Here is a 16653-nt window from a genome sequence, read left to right as displayed (position 1 = left end):
AAAAATTAAGTAAGAAATGTTAAATAAGTATTTTAGAGTTATAGTAGGAGTAATGGTTTTATTAATGGTTGTACTAACCTATTATGTGAGCGTAAATTGGTTGTGGTTTGGAGTTTTTATTGGACTAAATTTAATACAATCTGCATTTACAAAATGGTGTTTACTTGAAACGATTTTAGTGAAATTAGGTGTTAAAAAAGAAGGTGGTTCTTGTTCTTCTTGTTAGGTTACTTTTAATAACACTGATATAACAAACCGACTGTTTTAAAAGGTTTTAATCTTGTCATACGGAACTTGTTTCAGCATCTGAACGAACTGAAATTGAATATTTATAAGAAGCTAGAATAAATTTAGATTTACAAAAAAAGGTTGATAAAAGTAATTTCATCAACCTTTTTAACAAAACAAACCCTATTTTTAATGATATCTTCTTCCTCTTTTTGGTTCAAACTTTTTTCCTTCACCACCTAAACTATTAAATTTCCAGGTAAAAGTTAGCATTGCATATTGTTTTAAAACGGTACTAGAAGAATCTTGAATATAATCTTCTGTAGCTACTCTTCTTGCGTTTGTATTCTGATTTAAAATATCATACACTTTTATACCCACCGCTCCTTGATCTTTTAAGATTGAATAACGCAAAGTGGTATTCCAAAACCAAGCACTTTTTTGAAACCCGTCTGCAATATTTGGGTTGAAATTATATTTTACGTCATTTCGCCATTCTAGCTTTTTAGGTAAAAAGGTAGAGGTACTTATTAATACATCATGACTTGTAAAATTTTTATCACTAAAACTATCTATGTCGTAGGTGTTTCTGTTAAAAGAAATGGAGTATGAAGGTCTAATCTGTAAGATGTCATCCCACATAAAATCGAAACCAATTCTTGGCGAAATAGAGGTTGCTTTACTAGAGTATTGTACGCCATTGTTAAAGTTAATATTTTTATTGTGGTTACCGAAAACTCTAAATTCTGATTTTAAGCTACCAAAATCTTCCCATTTTTTTGTAACGCTATAACTTCCGCCAGCTTGTACGCTATAAAAACCATCTACGTTGGCATAAGAAGTCTCTCTAATAAGGGTGCTAGGATCAATTACGGTATTTGCAACTACTCTGTCATTCGTTAAAGAAATATTACCAAATGCCCAGAAACCAGTTCTTTCTTTCCAATTAAAATTGGATGCTCCAAAACGTAAGCTGTGTGTTTTAGTTGGGGCTAATTCAGGATTACCTGTTACAATGTTTAAAGGATTAGATTCGTCTCTAAATGGCTGTAATTGAGATAATGAAGGCGTTCCGTTTTTAAAATTATATCTTAATCGGTAACTACTTGTTCTGTCTTTTCTAAAACGAATATTTACGCCGTATTCTAAATTATTAAATTCTCTTTCTAAATTGGTTTCTGGCCTTAAAAAATCTGTGTTTTTTAAAGTCCTGTTTAGGTAAGCGATGCTTGCAGATGTAGACCATTTTTCATTTCTAAATGATAGCTTTGCACGCGGTTTTTTAACGTTATCTTGATATTCAAAATCGGTACTTAATAAGTCGCTAAAATCGGTGTAGTTGTTGGTGTTTTTATCAAAATTAAACGTACTTCTTTTCTTTTGAGTTTTTGTATTGGAATATTCATAACTAACATCTAAATATAAAAGTCTAGATAATATTGGATAACGATAGGTAACTTCACTACCAATTTTTGTTTTGTCTGTATTTCCATCAGAAAACTGATCTCTAATTATTTGATTTGGGCTATCGCCATAAATATTGGTTTCAGATTTCACCAAGTCTTCAGTATCAGAGTTATTTACATTTGCTGTAAGTTCTACTCTTAAAAAAGCACCTCTATCACCAAACATTTTGGTTAAATTCACCTCATTATCAAACTTTTTACTATTAGAGTCTGCAATAGAATTAGAGTTAGAGTTGTTGGTAAGTGTACTGCTATTATTAAAACTTTCAGAAGCACTGGTGTAAGTGTTCTTATTTATATCTGCATTAAAATCAGATTCAATATCAATTCTAAAAGTACTATCAATTTCAATTTCAAAATCTACGCTTGCATCATGACTATCACTTTCATTAAAAGAAGTGTTGTTAGAATTTGTGGTAAAGCTAGTTCCATCAGCTAAAAATGTTTCACGGTTTTGGGTTGTTTTATTATCGGATTCACTGTTTTTATAAAAATAATCTGTAGAAAGTTCAAACATTTTCCCAAAAGCATTGATGTAGTTTAGACCATAATTATTAGAAGTAACAATACCTTGTCCACCACCAAAACTTCTGTTATTACCACCAAACTGTAAACGTTGGTTTCCAAAACTAAAACCAGGAGAATTTACATTGTTACCACCTGCTAAAAGACCAATTCTTTCACTTTGTTTAAAACGAGTGGCCATACCTGCATACTCATACTTTTTGTCTGTACCAATACCAGCGGCAGTTTTACCAAAATAGCCTTTATTATTTTCTTTTTTAATAGTTAAGTTAATGGTTTTATTTTCACCATCAGAATCTTCACCAGAAAAAGCCTGAGCATTTGTTTTTGTATCAGAAATTTGTATTTTCTCGATAATATCTTTCGTTAAATTTCTCGTAGTAATAGTAGGATCATTTCCAAAGAAAGGTTTTCCGTTTACGAGTATTTTATTAACTTCTTTTCCGTTTACGGTTATTTTTCCTTCATCATCTACTTCTACACCAGGTAATTTTTTTAATAAATCTTCTACATTAGCATCCTTCTTGGTTTTAAAAGACTTTACATTAAATTCTACGGTATCTTTTTTAATGGTGATGGGTGCACTAGATCTAATTACAACTGCATCTAATACATTAGCTGGTTCTAAAATTAAGGTACCAATATTTTGGTCTTTTACACTTATTATTTTTGTATAAGGTTTGTAACCAATATAAGAAACGACTAGTTTTACTTTAGCATCTGCAGTTTTTCCACCAATATTAAAATAACCTTTAGAGTTGGTAATTGTATAGGCAATGATGCTGCTGTCTTTTAATCTTTCTGTATGTACCGTTGCAGATTCTAACAATTCATTATCTTCTAAAGATTTAATTGTTCCGGTAATTTCGAATTTTTTTGATTGAGAATAGGTAATGCAGCTTAAAAGTAAGAAGGTAAGGAATGTAATTTTCTTCATTATTGTGGGTTGGTTGAATATATGTAACTATTTTTATAAGTAAAGGTTTAATTTGAAAATTAGAAATTCAGGTGTTTTAACAAAATTTTAGGAAAACTAGTACGTTGTTTTTTTGAATAAATTGATCTGTGTCATTTTAGAATTTATTTATGATATTTAAATTTGGGGGTTAAATTTCACAAAATGAAAAAAATAGTATACACTACAGATTATTCAGAAAATTCAATACCAGCATTAAAATATGCTTTTAGTTTAAGTGAAAAATTACAGGCAAGTTTGTTTGTGATTTATGTGTATGAATTTGTGTCAGATAGTTTTGGGGGCAAGACCAAAGAAAAACATAACAAGATACTAACAGATTTTTGTAAGGTACATTATGGGGGAGATATAGAAAAATTGGACGTAAGTTTTGAGGCAATTGCCGATGATTCTGTGATAAACGGAATTCTAAAAAAAGCCAATAGCTTACAAGCAGATTTAATAATAAGTGGGACAAAAAGTGAAATGGGGCTGAAAGAATTACTTATAGAAAATAAAGCAAAAGAACTTATATCAAAAGCACTTTGCCCTGTTTTAATTGTGCCAAAGAATGCAAACCTATATAGAATGGATACAATTGTGTATGCTTCAGATTTTGAAGAAGAAGATGTCTGTGCAATTGACAATTTAGTCAGTATGGCTAAACCTCTTAATGCTAAGATACAAATCGTTCATATTTCTGCACTAAAAGATGGTGCCGAAATAAAAAAGAGGGATTGGTTTATGAATTTGTTGAATGAAAAAGTAAAATATAATAATATTGATATTGAAATAATTTATGGAGAAAATATTTTTGAGTCTTTAAAAACCTATTTAGAAGACAAAAATGCAGATATGGTTACGATGTTAGAAAGAAATTCAAAAGGAATAATAAATATGCTTTTTCATGTAGATTTAGTGAAGAAAATGGAAACCTTAGGAAACATTCCATTAATGAGTTTTAATGAAAATAGGTTGTAAGGTTCATGTAACCTTTTCTTATTTTCGAAATATAATTTATGAACGTTTATAAATTACGGTTATTTTAATTTATTCTAAATAAACACTATATTTGCGACATAATTATTTATTATGATCGTTTTTTATACTGAAAGTAAGCCTGTAGTTTCTCTATTAAATACATCTGTATGTGATAGTGTTTGTTCTTCAAATTGCATAAAACCAAAGAGTAGCTGTTGCAATAAGTATAAAAAAAAGGGCATCAACTGTAAGCGATGCCCTAATGTTTTGCTAAAAGCTTCTTAGCGTAAATTATTTATTATCCCTTTCTGTATAAAGGATCTGTACCTATTGTACCCATTAAACTTTCTAGGTATTCCGTAGAATTTACATACTCATATTGTAATTTTAAGTTTTCTAAACGAGTATTGATATCCATTTCAGAAGTAATAGAATTATTATAAGGATTTGCTATAAAATCTTCAGAATATTTAATCTGATTCGCATAGAAAGCGATATCCTTTTGTTGTTTTAATTGCAATCTTTCTTTATACCAATCGCTATTAATCACATAATCTCTTTCAAACAGTTCGCGTAATTCTGGGTCACTAATGTGTTTTCCTTCATAATTACCATATGCCATAATGTGTAAAAGTACTTTTAAAGGCGGAATTGCAGCAGCGATACTACCATCTTCAAAATAGTTTAAAGCTACTTTTTGTTGTGCTTCTACAATATTTTTAATTCCGTCTACATAATCTTCTAAACCTTGCATTTCTGGTTTTAACATTCTTTCGCTAAAAACAGCTGTAGGCTCATCAAAAATTCGATGCATACATGTATAAGAGAAATTTTTTGTAATTCTATACCCTAATCTACTTGCTAAAATAGTTTCTCCTTCGTATTCAAAATCATTAATTTTTTCTAAAGAACCATTTTTAATTAACTCTTTAGGATCTCTATCTTTTGGTTCTAATCTTGCCCATATTTCAGGAATTAATAAACTTACATCGTGGTCTATTTTATTTTCTGCACCTACATAACCTGCAGCGGTACTAAAACCGTTAGATTCGGTTAAAATATGAGATAACAATGCATTGTTTAAGTCTGTTGTTGGCGTTAACATGTTAAAAGGTGCTTTTGTTAAAGCTCCTTCCGTACCAGCACCGGTTGTAGATGGAGATTTACCTGTTAAACTACAGATAAAGTCCATAAATAATTCTGGTGCTTCTTGATAGTGAATTGGGTTGTAAACTGCTAAAGGTCTTATTCCTGCAGCTTTATCCACAGGGTTATTTCTTCTACCTGGTAAAACCGCATTTACCACATGATATACAGGTTCGTTTAAGTTAATTTTTCTTACCAAACGAACACCAATATCTGCTAAATAAGTTTCTTCTGTTTCTACAACATTTTTACAAGGCTCTAGATAACGAGGGTTTTTTGTTGGTTCTCCGTTTACAATTCTAGTATGAGAAGGTAGCGCAAAAAACGCTTCTTTTTTATCACTTTTTACAATACTCTCAACAAAGTCTTTAACAGGTTGTGTGTATTTATCAAAGTTGATGGTGTCTTCATATAAAGCAATTGCATCTTCTTTTTTTAGTAATTCGTAGTTGGTTAAAAAACGTCCGTTTGTTACTAAATCTAATTCGGCAGCTTTATCGTAACCTCTTACTACGGCTTCATCTGGTCTTTGAAAAAGATGCGCTTCACAATTAGTTAATAATTTTAAACTCTTATTTGTAAATTCTGGATTTAAGTTTTTTAATTGATTTCTTGGTATGGTAATAGAAGCTGTAATATCATCTTCTGTTTGTACTTTTTCTGAAGGAGAAAAATCTGAACGCAGTTTGTTTAACATCCAGTTTCCTTGCTGGTTAAAACCGATACGAACATAACTACCTACAACGGGTGTGTTGTTGTATAAAAGGCTTGTTCCTTTTTTTCCGTTGATAATTTCTACAGACATACAATCTTTCCAGTTGAAATTTCCGTGTGCTTGTCTAAACAACCTTTTTACAAAAAGGACCAAAGAACGAATGTGAACAGGAATTTCTTCTAAAAATTGATTAAACTCATCAGAATTATGCTTCGACGGAATTAATAATTTAACGGCAGAACTTAACGTTCTTTTTTCACTTAAAAAAGATCTAGATACAGGTCTGTTAGGATCTTTTACTTTCCATCGATTAGAATAAACGTATTCTATAATTTCGTCTGCTTTTTTAAAGTCTTCTTCTATATTATGAATATTAAAAGTACTATACGTAATTGCATTTTGCATTGGTTTAGAAATCTCAGATTTACCACCACCAGAAACAGTACAAGGTTTATGGCAAAAAACACCTTCTGCAAAGGTTTCTATAATTCTCCATAAATCTATTGATTTATGTTTTTCTAATTTTAATTTACTTCCAGTAGGATGTACATAAGTTTTGTAAGGAGACAATGTTAATTTTTGCTCTTTACTATTATGCATCCAAGTAATACTGTTGGTGTTGGTGTTTATGTATGAAAATTCTGGAATGTAAACAATATTTGGGTATTTTTTATCTACCGCATAATTTTCTGGTTTTACTTCTATACTATCTCCTAAAAGTTGTTTTACACCCTCAAAAGTATGTTTAAAGTTATAGTACTCAGATTGCACTTTACCATCTACGGTATCTCCCATCACTCTTCTAGCAAATGCAATGGCACCACCAGCATGTTCTTCTTCTACTAAACCAAATAAGTTGGCAGAGTAGCTAATTTGCGTTTTAATTTCTTTTTTAGAGTATCCGTAGTAATTGTCTGCAATTAACGTAATAACAACACCTCTATCATCTCTACACGTAATTTTAAAAGCACCACCTTCATTATAAAGTTCGTTTTCATCTTTCCAACACATTTCGTCTTTTCTTTGACGTTCTGTAGCATCATCAAAATGAGGTAAACCCACATCTTTCTTTTTTAATTCTTTTAACTGAGGCGCTAAAACAATACAACCTGTATGCCCAGTCCAATGCTCTGTATCTAAGGCAGCATCATTTTGTGCTAAATTATGATCTCCTGCATTACCGAAAATAGATTCAACAAAATCTAAATTACTGACCAAGTTTCCTGGAACAAAAAAGTGAACTTCTAACGATTTTTCTGAAATGACTCCTTTTACCTCCGGACAAACCACAGGTCTTAAAAGTGATGATACCATTACCTTTGCTTGGTTTTCTTGACTAGAAGTAAACGGAAGTGTTTTTAAATCATCCGAAGGATTAAAAGCAGAATGTAATAAATGAGCAAAAGTTTCTTTTGGCACCTCTTTTTTATCTAATGGTACAGGTAAACTACCTTCCACAATATGAAAAGTACCTTTTGTGGTTCTTTTATCGTTTAAAGGATTGTTTAAAATACCTTGTTTTACTCTATTTGTGGTAACTAAATCGCTTTTAAAAGTATCTCCATCTGGCGGCAAACTAATCTCTCTTGCTTGACCTTTTTTAGATAAAACAAGAGTGTTGTTTGGTATTACAAGAGATTTATTAATAGATACCTCTTTTAAATAATCATTAATAAATTCTTGTATTCTTGTATCTATAGGAGAAAGATGGTTAGATAATAATCTTGATCTCTGCTGAATACTTGTAATAAGACTACCCGTTAATTCTTCAAATTTTGGATCTAAAAATTGAGTAGAATTTTCTGGTTTGTCTTTAAAAGTAGGCTGCCCTAAAGAAGCTAATTGTAGGTTGATAAACTGAATAATGTCGTTTCTCGTTTCTTGCATGATTGTAATTTTATTCAACGATAAAAATAATGTATAATTCTTAAAGCTAAGTTGTTGAAATACTGTGTATTTATAGTTTGTTGAAAATAGATCGGTTTAGTTGTTTTTGTGATAATTTCAACATTGTTTAAACGTTTAACCAAATGTAAGAAAAATTATTTAAATGCACTTAAACCAGTTACATCTAAACCTGTAATTAATAAATGAATATCATGCGTTCCTTCATAGGTAATTACGCTTTCTAAATTCATCATGTGGCGCATAATAGAGTACTCTCCAGTAATACCCATTCCGCCTAACATTTGTCTTGCTTCTCTTGCAATGGTAATTGCCATATTTACATTATTACGTTTTGCCATAGAAATTTGAGCAGAAGTTGCTTTTCCTTCATTTCTTAAAGTTCCAAGTCTCCAAACCAATAATTGCGCTTTGGTGATTTCTGTAATCATTTCTGCTAATTTTTTCTGTTGTAATTGAAACTGGCCAATCGGTTTGCCAAACTGTTCTCTTTCTTTACAATAACGCAAAGCAGTATCATAACAATCCATAGCTGCACCAATTACGCCCCATGCAATTCCGAATCTTGCAGAATCTAAACAACCTAACGGAGCTCCTAATCCAGATTTATTAGGCAATAAGTTTTCTTTTGGCACTTTTACATTGTCAAAAATAAGTTCTCCGGTTGCAGAAGCACGCAAAGACCATTTATTATGTGTAGTAGGCGTTGTAAAACCTTCCATTCCGCGTTCTACAATTAGTCCATGAATTCTACCTTCTTCATTTTTTGCCCAAACCACAGCAATTTGAGCAAAAGGCGCATTAGAAATCCACATTTTTGCACCGTTTAAAAGATAATGATCTCCCATATCTTTAAACTTCGTTTCCATCCCGCTAGGGTTAGAACCATGATTTGGTTCTGTTAAGCCAAAACATCCCATCCATTCGCCAGAAGCTAATTTTGGTAAATACTTTTTACGTTGTACTTCATTTCCATATTTAAAAATAGGATACATTACTAATGAAGATTGTACAGAAGCGGTAGAACGAATTCCAGAATCGCCTCGTTCTATTTCTTGCATTATTAATCCGTAAGAAATTTGATCTAAGCCTGCGCCACCATATGCTGAAGGAATATAAGGGCCAAAAGCACCAATTTCTGCCAAACCATTTATGATTTGAGTAGGAAACTCTGCCTTTTGAGCATATTCTTCAATAATAGGAGAAACAGCTCGTTTTACCCATTCTCTAGCTGTATTTCGTATTAATTTGTGTTCTTCTGTTAATAAATCATCTAGATTATAATAATCTGGGGCTTGAAAAAGGTCTTGTTTCATGTTGAGTTTCTTTTAAAATTAGATAATTCTAAATTTACATGTTCATTTATTAAAGAATATGTAAATTTAATCCAAAAATAAGGATTGTAAATTTTATAATAAATTAAAGAAGTGTAAAGTTCAGGAAGGTAAAGGATGGAAAATTAGTTCTTTTCTATTAAGTTTGTATGCATGAAGCATACTTTAGGAAAAGAAGAGCGTTTAAAGAGTAAAAAGCTCATAGAAAAACTTTATTTGGAGAGGAATTCTGTGAAGGCGTTTCCTCTTAGAATGATTTTTTTACAAACAGAACATACCTCAAAATTCCCTGCTCAGGTTGGAGTTTCTGTTCCAAAACGTAATTTTAAATTGGCTGTAGATAGAAATAGAATTAAGCGGTTAATGCGAGAATCTTATCGTTTGCAAAAAGAAATTGTCTACAATAATATAGAGCAACCTTATGTTTTTATGATTTCGTATATTGGGAAAGAAAAATGTACGTATGAAGAGATGTACTTAAAAATGGAAAAATTACTAACTCGGTTTGTTAGCGAAATAAATACTAAGAAAAATGATGAGATTTAAGTTTTCGAAAAATACAATTATTGTTCTTCTAGTAGGAACAATCTTTTTATCCTTTGCTTTTAAATCGAAATTTTTTGAGGTTGCAAAGCAAATTGAAATTTACAATACTTTATTTAAGGAGTTAAATATGTATTATGTAGATGAAATTAATCCTGCAGAATTAACAGAAAAAGCAATTAAAAATACGCTTAAAGATTTAGATCCTTATACAAACTTCTATAATGAGCAAGATGTAGAAGATGCCAGGATTCTAAGAGAAGGCGAATATGGAGGTATTGGAGTTTCTATCTATTATTTAAAACAAGGAATTCAGATTAAAGAAATTTTTAAAGGAGATGCTGCAGATAAAGCAGGTTTAAAATCTGGAGATGTTATTGTTTCTGTTGATGGGCAATCTGTGAAAAATATGGAAAGAGAGCAACTTTCTATGTTGATAAAAGGAACACCTAACAGTACCTTTTCTGTAGAGATAGAAAGACAAGGAAAAAACATTCAGAAAGAAATAATGAGAGATAAGGTGGTTGTAAATCCGGTGCCTTTTTCTGAAATGATAGATGAAGAAACTGGATATATTGTATTAACACGATTTAATGAAAAAGCTTCATCCGAAGTAAAAAAAGCTTTTAGAAAGTTAAAGAAAGCAGGAATGAAAAAGCTTGTTTTCGATTTAAGAGGAAATCCGGGAGGTTCTTTATTAGAGTCTTTAAACATTTGTAACTTTTTCTTGCCAAAGGGAAAAACACTTGTTACTACAAAAGCAAAAATTAAAAAATGGAGTAATACTTACAAAAGCACCAATGAACCTTTAGATTTAGAAATCCCCATAGTTGTTTTAGTAAATGGCCGTTCTGCTTCTGCTTCAGAAATTGTAAGTGGGTCTTTGCAAGATTATGATAGAGCTGTAATTATGGGAAAACGTTCTTTTGGAAAAGGATTGGTGCAGCGTTATAGAAAATTGACTTATGGTACGCAGTTAAAATTAACTATTTCTAAATATTATACCCCAAGTGGTAGATGTATTCAAGAATTAGATTATACGAACAGAGATAAAAATGGAAAAGTTCCTAAATTTTCTGATACAGGAGTTCATGAATTTAAAACGGCTAACGGAAGAAAAGTATATGATGGCGGCGGTGTTTTACCAGATGTAGTCATTAAAACATCAAAAAAAACGGAAGCGACAGAGAAGTTATTGAATTCTAAAGCGGTTTTTAATTTTTCTGTAAATTATTATTATCTACATCCAACCATAGAAAAAGATACTGATTTTGACTTTAAAGATGCAGATTTTGTAGAATTCACCAATTATCTAAAGTTAGACACCACATTTGTTACCAAACAAGAAGCTTTGTTTAAAGAAGCTTATAAGGCATCCTTATTAAAAAATATTTATAAAGAATATGAACAAATTCAAGAAAAATTATTTGAGGATAAGATTAATGAAATAACAAAAAACAAAGATATTTTAAAGAAAACCCTAACAGAAGAAATATTAAATAAATACTATTATCAAGAAGGGGTTTATACACATAATTTAACGAAAGATTTGGTTGTAGAAGAGGCAGTTAAATTGCTGAAAGATCAAAATAAATATAAGCAAATTTTATCCGCTAAATAATTTTATATTTGAAGACTAAAAATTAAAATGACAAAATTAAATAAAACAGACAGGACTAGAGCACAGGAATCTACAAATGCAATAGAAAAATTATACATTTCTATGCGTCATTTGTTTAGCAGAGGCTTTTATAAACCAATGGGAATTTCAGGAGAAACTTTACGTAAGTCTTTACTTTCGTTAAGACCAGAAATTTATGGTTCAATTGCAGAAGAAAGAATTGAGTTAAACGGGTTAATTTACGTAATAGAAAGGCTTCCGAAAGGAATTGAAGAATGCCAGTTTATAAATTTAACTGCAGATGAAGGCTATAGTGGTTCTCATTTTGAAACAATAATTCCTCCAAAAAGAAGAAGAAATTGTTACCGAATAGACAAAGACCAAATGAACATAGAGATTACGCGTGGTCGTTCTGAAATCTATGATATTCTTACGCATTTAACTTTTTTATTTATTGAATCTCATAAAATTCAAAAAAGAGTAACCATAAACGAAGGTGCAGATTTTATTAGAGAATGGAAATATTTAGAAGATATTGTTATTTACAATAAGACAATTACAGATCAAGAAAGAGAGGTTGCTACTGCTCATTTAAGTAATATTTTAGGAAGAACTTTTGAGGAAGTAATAGATATTCATAAAGCATTTGAAACATCAGAAAAAAAAGATCGATTTTTTCATTTAATTTATTGGTTAGGTAAATTAGCCATTAACGAGGTTTTAGATAATAAAAAGAGAAAAGTTACTTTTAGTTCTGTTTTAATCGAAGAAATTGGGCATCATATTTATGGAGATATTTGGGCAGATAACATTAAGAAAGTACTAAAAGATAATGGACTACTAAGAAGACCTATACATATTATTAGTGCAAACATGCACAGTGTGTTAAATTCTATTTATGCCAAAGGAGCATTACCTAATGAAGCCGAAGAATATGAAGGGTTTGGGTTGTATCAGTTATTAAGTAATTCTGATAGTAAACCTTTACAAAAAAAGGTGAAGGAATACGCTTCAGAAAATGGTTTAATTTATATTAAAGACACTTCGGGAACAAATATAAATGTTCAGGTAATAGATACCGAGAAAATTAATTTTGAAAATTCTCCATTCGATAAAGTAAATTCTGTAAATAAAAAGCCTGTTATAATTGTAATGGATTATGCTTTTGGTGAGCAAGCTTATGAAACAATGGATGAGCTTTTAAAGCCTTATAAAAATACTAAGAAGAAAAACCATTTAGATGTGAAATCTGTTTCTATAATGGGTAAAGCAGGTATTTTAGAAGGCGGTAAAGGAGATATTATGATTCCTAGTGCACATATTTTTGAAGGTACTGCAGACAATTATCCGTTTAAAAATGAGTTATCTAAAGAAGATTTAGAAGGTTTTGGCGTAGAGGTTTTTGATGGTTCTATGATTTCTGTATTAGGAACGTCATTACAAAACAAAGACTTGTTACAGTTTTTTCATGATTCTACTTGGAATGTTATTGGGTTAGAAATGGAAGGCGCACATTACCAAAAAGCAATACAATCTGCTTCTAAAATTAGAGGGAATATTTCTAAAAATGTAAAAGTAAGATATGCGTATTACGCATCAGACAACCCTTTAGAAACAGGTGCTACATTAGCCTCTGGTGGTTTAGGGATGACAGGAGTTACACCAACATATGCTATTACTAAAAAAATATTAGAACAAATTTTTTAATAGCTAAAGTTTAAATTTTATAACCAAATAAAAAAAATGTCAACAAGTCAAAATAATAATGAGGAAGAGGTAGATTTAGGATCCTTATTTGTAATTATAGGTAAAGGATTTTCTAAACTTTTTAATTTTATAGGAAGTATTTTTAAAGGAATTTTTCATCTTATCATATCAATTTTAATTTTCTTAAAAGAAAATATAATAAAAATTGGAATTGCCGCTATTGTCGGTTTAATTGTAGGTGTATTTTTAGAAGTAAAAAAAACAGATACATTTGAGTCTGAACTATTATTAGAACCAAATTTTAAAAGTACGAGACAGTTATATGATAATATAAATTACTACAATAATCTTGTTAAGCAAAGAGATACGTTAGCATTAGAAAAAACGTTTAAGTTAGATAAAGGGTATGCTGCTAGTCTTAATAAATTTGAGATTTCACCTATTGTAACAGAGAATGATATTATTAATTCTTACAATAGTTTTGTGTTATCTGTAGATACTACAACTGTAAAGAGCTATACTTTTCTTGAGTTTAAGGAATCATTTACTGATTATGATTATAGGTTTCATAAAGTAACAGTTACAGCAAAAAAGAATGATGTTTTTGATAAATTAGATGAAGTAATAATTTCTTCGGTAGTAAAGAATAAATACTTTAATCGATTAAAAGAATTAACGAATAGAAACTTAAATAGAACAGACTCTTTATATCGACAAAACTTAACGCAAATAGATTCTTTAAGAAAGGTTTATATGCAGGTGATGGTAGTAGAAGCAAAGAAGCAAACTACAGGTACCAATATAGATTTAGGTGGAGAAAAAAGAACTACAAAAGAGTTAGAGCTGTTTGATAAGAATAGACAGATTAATAATGATTTAAAAAATATTGCATCACAAAAGGCTACACAATACGAGGTCATTAACGTTATTTCTAATTTTCAACCAATAGGAACTAAAATTAAAGGAGTAACCAAAAATTATGCTTTTTTATTAGGTGTCTTAGGAGCCGTTTTTATGATTGTATTATTAGTTTTATTAAAGCTTAACAAGTATTTAGGGAATTATAAAAAATAGATAAATGCAAACAATTCTTATTACAGGAGGAGCAGGGTTTATAGGTGCAAATTTTATTCCTTATTTTTTAAAAAATAATAAAGATTTACAAGTTGTAAATTTAGATGTATTAACCTATGCCGGTAATGTTTCTAATCTAAGTGAGATTAAAGATAACTCTAGATATACTTTTATTAAAGGAGATATTTGTGATCGGAATTTAGTAGAAGAATTATTTAATAAATATAATTTTTCTGGAGTAATTCATTTTGCAGCAGAATCTCATGTAGATAATTCCATTAAAAATCCTGATGCTTTTGTAAGAACAAATGTTTTTGGAACTTTTAATTTATTAGATATTGCTAGAAATTACTGGATGGAATCTCCAAACGTATATAAAGAAGGTTATCAAGATTGTAGATTTCATCATATTTCTACAGATGAGGTGTACGGAACTTTAGGAGAAATAGGTTTGTTTACAGAAGAGACTTCATATGCGCCAAATAGCCCTTATAGTGCTTCAAAAGCATCATCAGATTTTATGGTAAGAAGTTATTTTCATACCTATCGAATGAATGTTATTACCACAAATTGTTCTAATAACTACGGACCAAAACAACATGACGAAAAGTTAATACCCACAATAATTAGAAAAGCAATTTCTGGAGAAAATATCCCCATTTATGGAGATGGAAAAAATATTAGAGATTGGTTGTATGTTTTAGATCACTGTAAAGGTATCGAGCTAGTTTATAAGAAAGGAATAACAGGAGAGACCTACAATATTGGAGGTAAAAATGAACGAGATAATCTGTATATCGCAAATATTATTTGTGAAATTTTAGATAAAGAGTTACCTAAAGAAAAATCATATAAAGAACAAATTAGCTTTGTAAAAGATAGACCTGGCCACGATTTTAGATATGCAATTGATGCTTCTAAAATAGAAAATAATTTAGGGTGGAATGCCCAAGAAAATTTTGAAACAGGAATTAAAAAAACCATTCAATGGTATTTAGAAAAATATAATTAAATATGAAAGGAATTATACTAGCTGGAGGGTCTGGGACAAGGCTGCATCCTCTTACAATAGCAATTAGTAAGCAGTTAATGCCAGTATATGATAAACCGATGATTTATTATCCTATTTCTATTTTGATCCTTTCTGGGATTAGTGAAATATTAATAATTTCTACGCCTCAAGATTTACCATTATTTAAAAGATTATTGGGTGATGGAAAAAAATATGGATGTGATTTTAAATATGCTGTACAAGAAAAACCAAATGGATTGGCAGAAGCATTTATTATTGGTGAAGAATTTATTGGAAAAGATAATGTAGCTCTAATATTAGGTGATAATATTTTTTATGGTTCTGGATTACCTAGGTTATTAAAAGAAAATATAACCCCAGACGGAGGAATTGTATATGCATATCATGTAAATGACCCAGAACGCTACGGTGTTGTAGAATTTGATGATGACTTTAATGTTATTTCTATTGAAGAGAAACCAGAAAACCCAAAATCTAATTTTGCGGTTCCAGGAATTTATTTTTATGACAACTCTGTTATAGAAATTGCAAAAAATATGAAGCCAAGTAAAAGAGGTGAATTGGAGATAACAGATATTAATAAAGCGTATTTAGAAAAAGGAAAGTTAAAAGTAACCGTTTTAGATAGAGGTACTGCTTGGTTAGATACAGGTACTTTTAATTCCTTAATGCAAGCATCTCAATTTGTGCAAGTAATAGAAGAGCGACAAGGTTTAAAAATAGGTTCTTTAGAAGAAGCTGCTTTTAGAGCAGGTTTTATTACTAAACAAGAAATGTATGAATTAGCAAAACCATTATTAAAAAGTGGTTATGGAAAAAACTTATTAGAAATAAAATGATAGTTAAAGAGACAGGATTAAAAGATTGCTTTGTAATAGAACCGCTTTTTTTTAAAGATAATAGAGGGTGTTTTTTATTAGAATATAATAAAAAAGAGTTTCAAGAAAAAACAGGTTTTGATGGAGATTTTGTTCTAGGAAATCAATCTACTTCTCAATATGGCGTTGTAAGAGGTTTGCATTTACAAAGAGGCGAGTTTGCACAAGCAAAATTAGTTAGAGTTGTAAAAGGTAAAATTTTAGACGTTGCAGTTGATGCAAGAAAAGATTCTGAAACTTTTGGACAAGTATATTCTGTAGAATTATCTGCAGAGAATAACAAGCAATTATTTGTGCCAAGAGGTTTCTTACATGGTTTTTCTGTTTTAGAAGATGACACTATTGTTTCTTATAAATGTGATAATTATTATGAGCAAGAAGCAGAAGATGGTGTTTTGTTTAATGATAAAGATTTAAATATTGATTGGAAAATACCTGCGGATAAAATTACATTATCGGAAAAGGATACTAGGTTAAAAACGTTTAACGAGTTTATGAAAACAACAAAATAGAAAGATTTATAGTTGTAATATAAAAAGCTA

The 16653-nt window shown here is 30.2% G+C and carries 12 protein-coding genes; 9 read left to right on the top strand and 3 right to left on the bottom strand.

The features are described from left to right. The first annotated feature begins 16 nt into the window (after positions 1 to 16). Positions 17 to 226, top strand: coding sequence for a YgaP family membrane protein (locus tag MPF19_RS00455; RefSeq protein ID WP_249986352.1), 210 nt, complete (start codon positions 17 to 19; stop codon positions 224 to 226). A gap of 191 nt (positions 227 to 417) precedes the next feature. Here the strand turns inward: MPF19_RS00455 and MPF19_RS00450 are convergent, their stop codons facing one another. Beyond that, positions 418 to 3156 (bottom strand): outer membrane beta-barrel protein, encoded by a 2739-nt coding sequence (locus tag MPF19_RS00450; RefSeq protein ID WP_249986351.1) that lies wholly within the window; start codon positions 3154 to 3156, stop codon positions 418 to 420. 183 nt (positions 3157 to 3339) lie between these two features. Here MPF19_RS00450 and MPF19_RS00445 point away from each other — a divergent pair, with 183 nt between their 5' ends. Next, positions 3340 to 4155, top strand: a complete 816-nt coding sequence (locus MPF19_RS00445; protein WP_249986350.1) for a universal stress protein — start codon at positions 3340 to 3342, stop codon at positions 4153 to 4155. A gap of 298 nt (positions 4156 to 4453) precedes the next feature. Here the strand turns inward: MPF19_RS00445 and MPF19_RS00440 are convergent, their stop codons facing one another. Beyond that, positions 4454 to 7903 (bottom strand): PPi-type phosphoenolpyruvate carboxykinase family protein, encoded by a 3450-nt coding sequence (locus MPF19_RS00440; protein ID WP_249986349.1) that lies wholly within the window; start codon positions 7901 to 7903, stop codon positions 4454 to 4456. Between the two features lie 155 nt (positions 7904 to 8058). Continuing rightward, a complete protein-coding gene (locus MPF19_RS00435; RefSeq protein WP_249986348.1) occupies positions 8059 to 9237 on the bottom strand; it encodes an acyl-CoA dehydrogenase family protein in 1179 nt (392 codons plus the stop codon). 171 nt (positions 9238 to 9408) lie between these two features. Here MPF19_RS00435 and rnpA point away from each other — a divergent pair, with 171 nt between their 5' ends. The 7 genes from rnpA to rfbC are packed head-to-tail and all read left to right on the top strand — an operon-like array spanning position 9409 to position 16623. Then, positions 9409 to 9801 (top strand): ribonuclease P protein component, encoded by a 393-nt coding sequence (gene rnpA / locus MPF19_RS00430; RefSeq protein ID WP_203393295.1) that lies wholly within the window; start codon positions 9409 to 9411, stop codon positions 9799 to 9801. Next, positions 9788 to 11419 carry a S41 family peptidase gene (locus tag MPF19_RS00425; protein WP_349666050.1) on the top strand — a complete coding sequence of 544 codons (1632 nt, stop codon included), beginning with the start codon at positions 9788 to 9790 and terminating at the stop codon, positions 11417 to 11419. Before rnpA ends, MPF19_RS00425 begins: the two co-directional genes overlap by 14 nt. 27 nt (positions 11420 to 11446) lie before the next feature. Further along, the gene (locus MPF19_RS00420) at positions 11447 to 13126 is read left to right on the top strand and encodes a DUF6909 family protein (RefSeq protein WP_249986347.1); all 1680 of its coding nucleotides are present in this window, start codon (positions 11447 to 11449) and stop codon (positions 13124 to 13126) included. Positions 13127 to 13162: 36 nt separating this feature from the next. Next, positions 13163 to 14200, top strand: coding sequence for a hypothetical protein (locus tag MPF19_RS00415; RefSeq protein ID WP_249986346.1), 1038 nt, complete (start codon positions 13163 to 13165; stop codon positions 14198 to 14200). A gap of 4 nt (positions 14201 to 14204) precedes the next feature. Next, positions 14205 to 15212 (top strand): dTDP-glucose 4,6-dehydratase, encoded by a 1008-nt coding sequence (gene rfbB / locus MPF19_RS00410; RefSeq protein WP_249986345.1) that lies wholly within the window; start codon positions 14205 to 14207, stop codon positions 15210 to 15212. A gap of 2 nt (positions 15213 to 15214) precedes the next feature. Next, entirely contained in the window at positions 15215 to 16072 is an 858-nt protein-coding gene (gene rfbA / locus MPF19_RS00405; RefSeq protein ID WP_249986344.1) for a glucose-1-phosphate thymidylyltransferase RfbA, read from the top strand. Beyond that, positions 16069 to 16623, top strand: coding sequence for a dTDP-4-dehydrorhamnose 3,5-epimerase (gene rfbC / locus MPF19_RS00400; protein WP_249986343.1), 555 nt, complete (start codon positions 16069 to 16071; stop codon positions 16621 to 16623). Before rfbA ends, rfbC begins: the two co-directional genes overlap by 4 nt. The last annotated feature ends 30 nt before the right edge of the window (positions 16624 to 16653 follow it).

Source organism: Polaribacter sp. Z014 (assembly GCF_023555435.1).
Classification (GTDB): domain Bacteria; phylum Bacteroidota; class Bacteroidia; order Flavobacteriales; family Flavobacteriaceae; genus Polaribacter.
The sequence above is the reverse complement of the archived record's forward strand: the minus strand, read 5'-3'. Positions and strand labels throughout refer to the sequence as shown.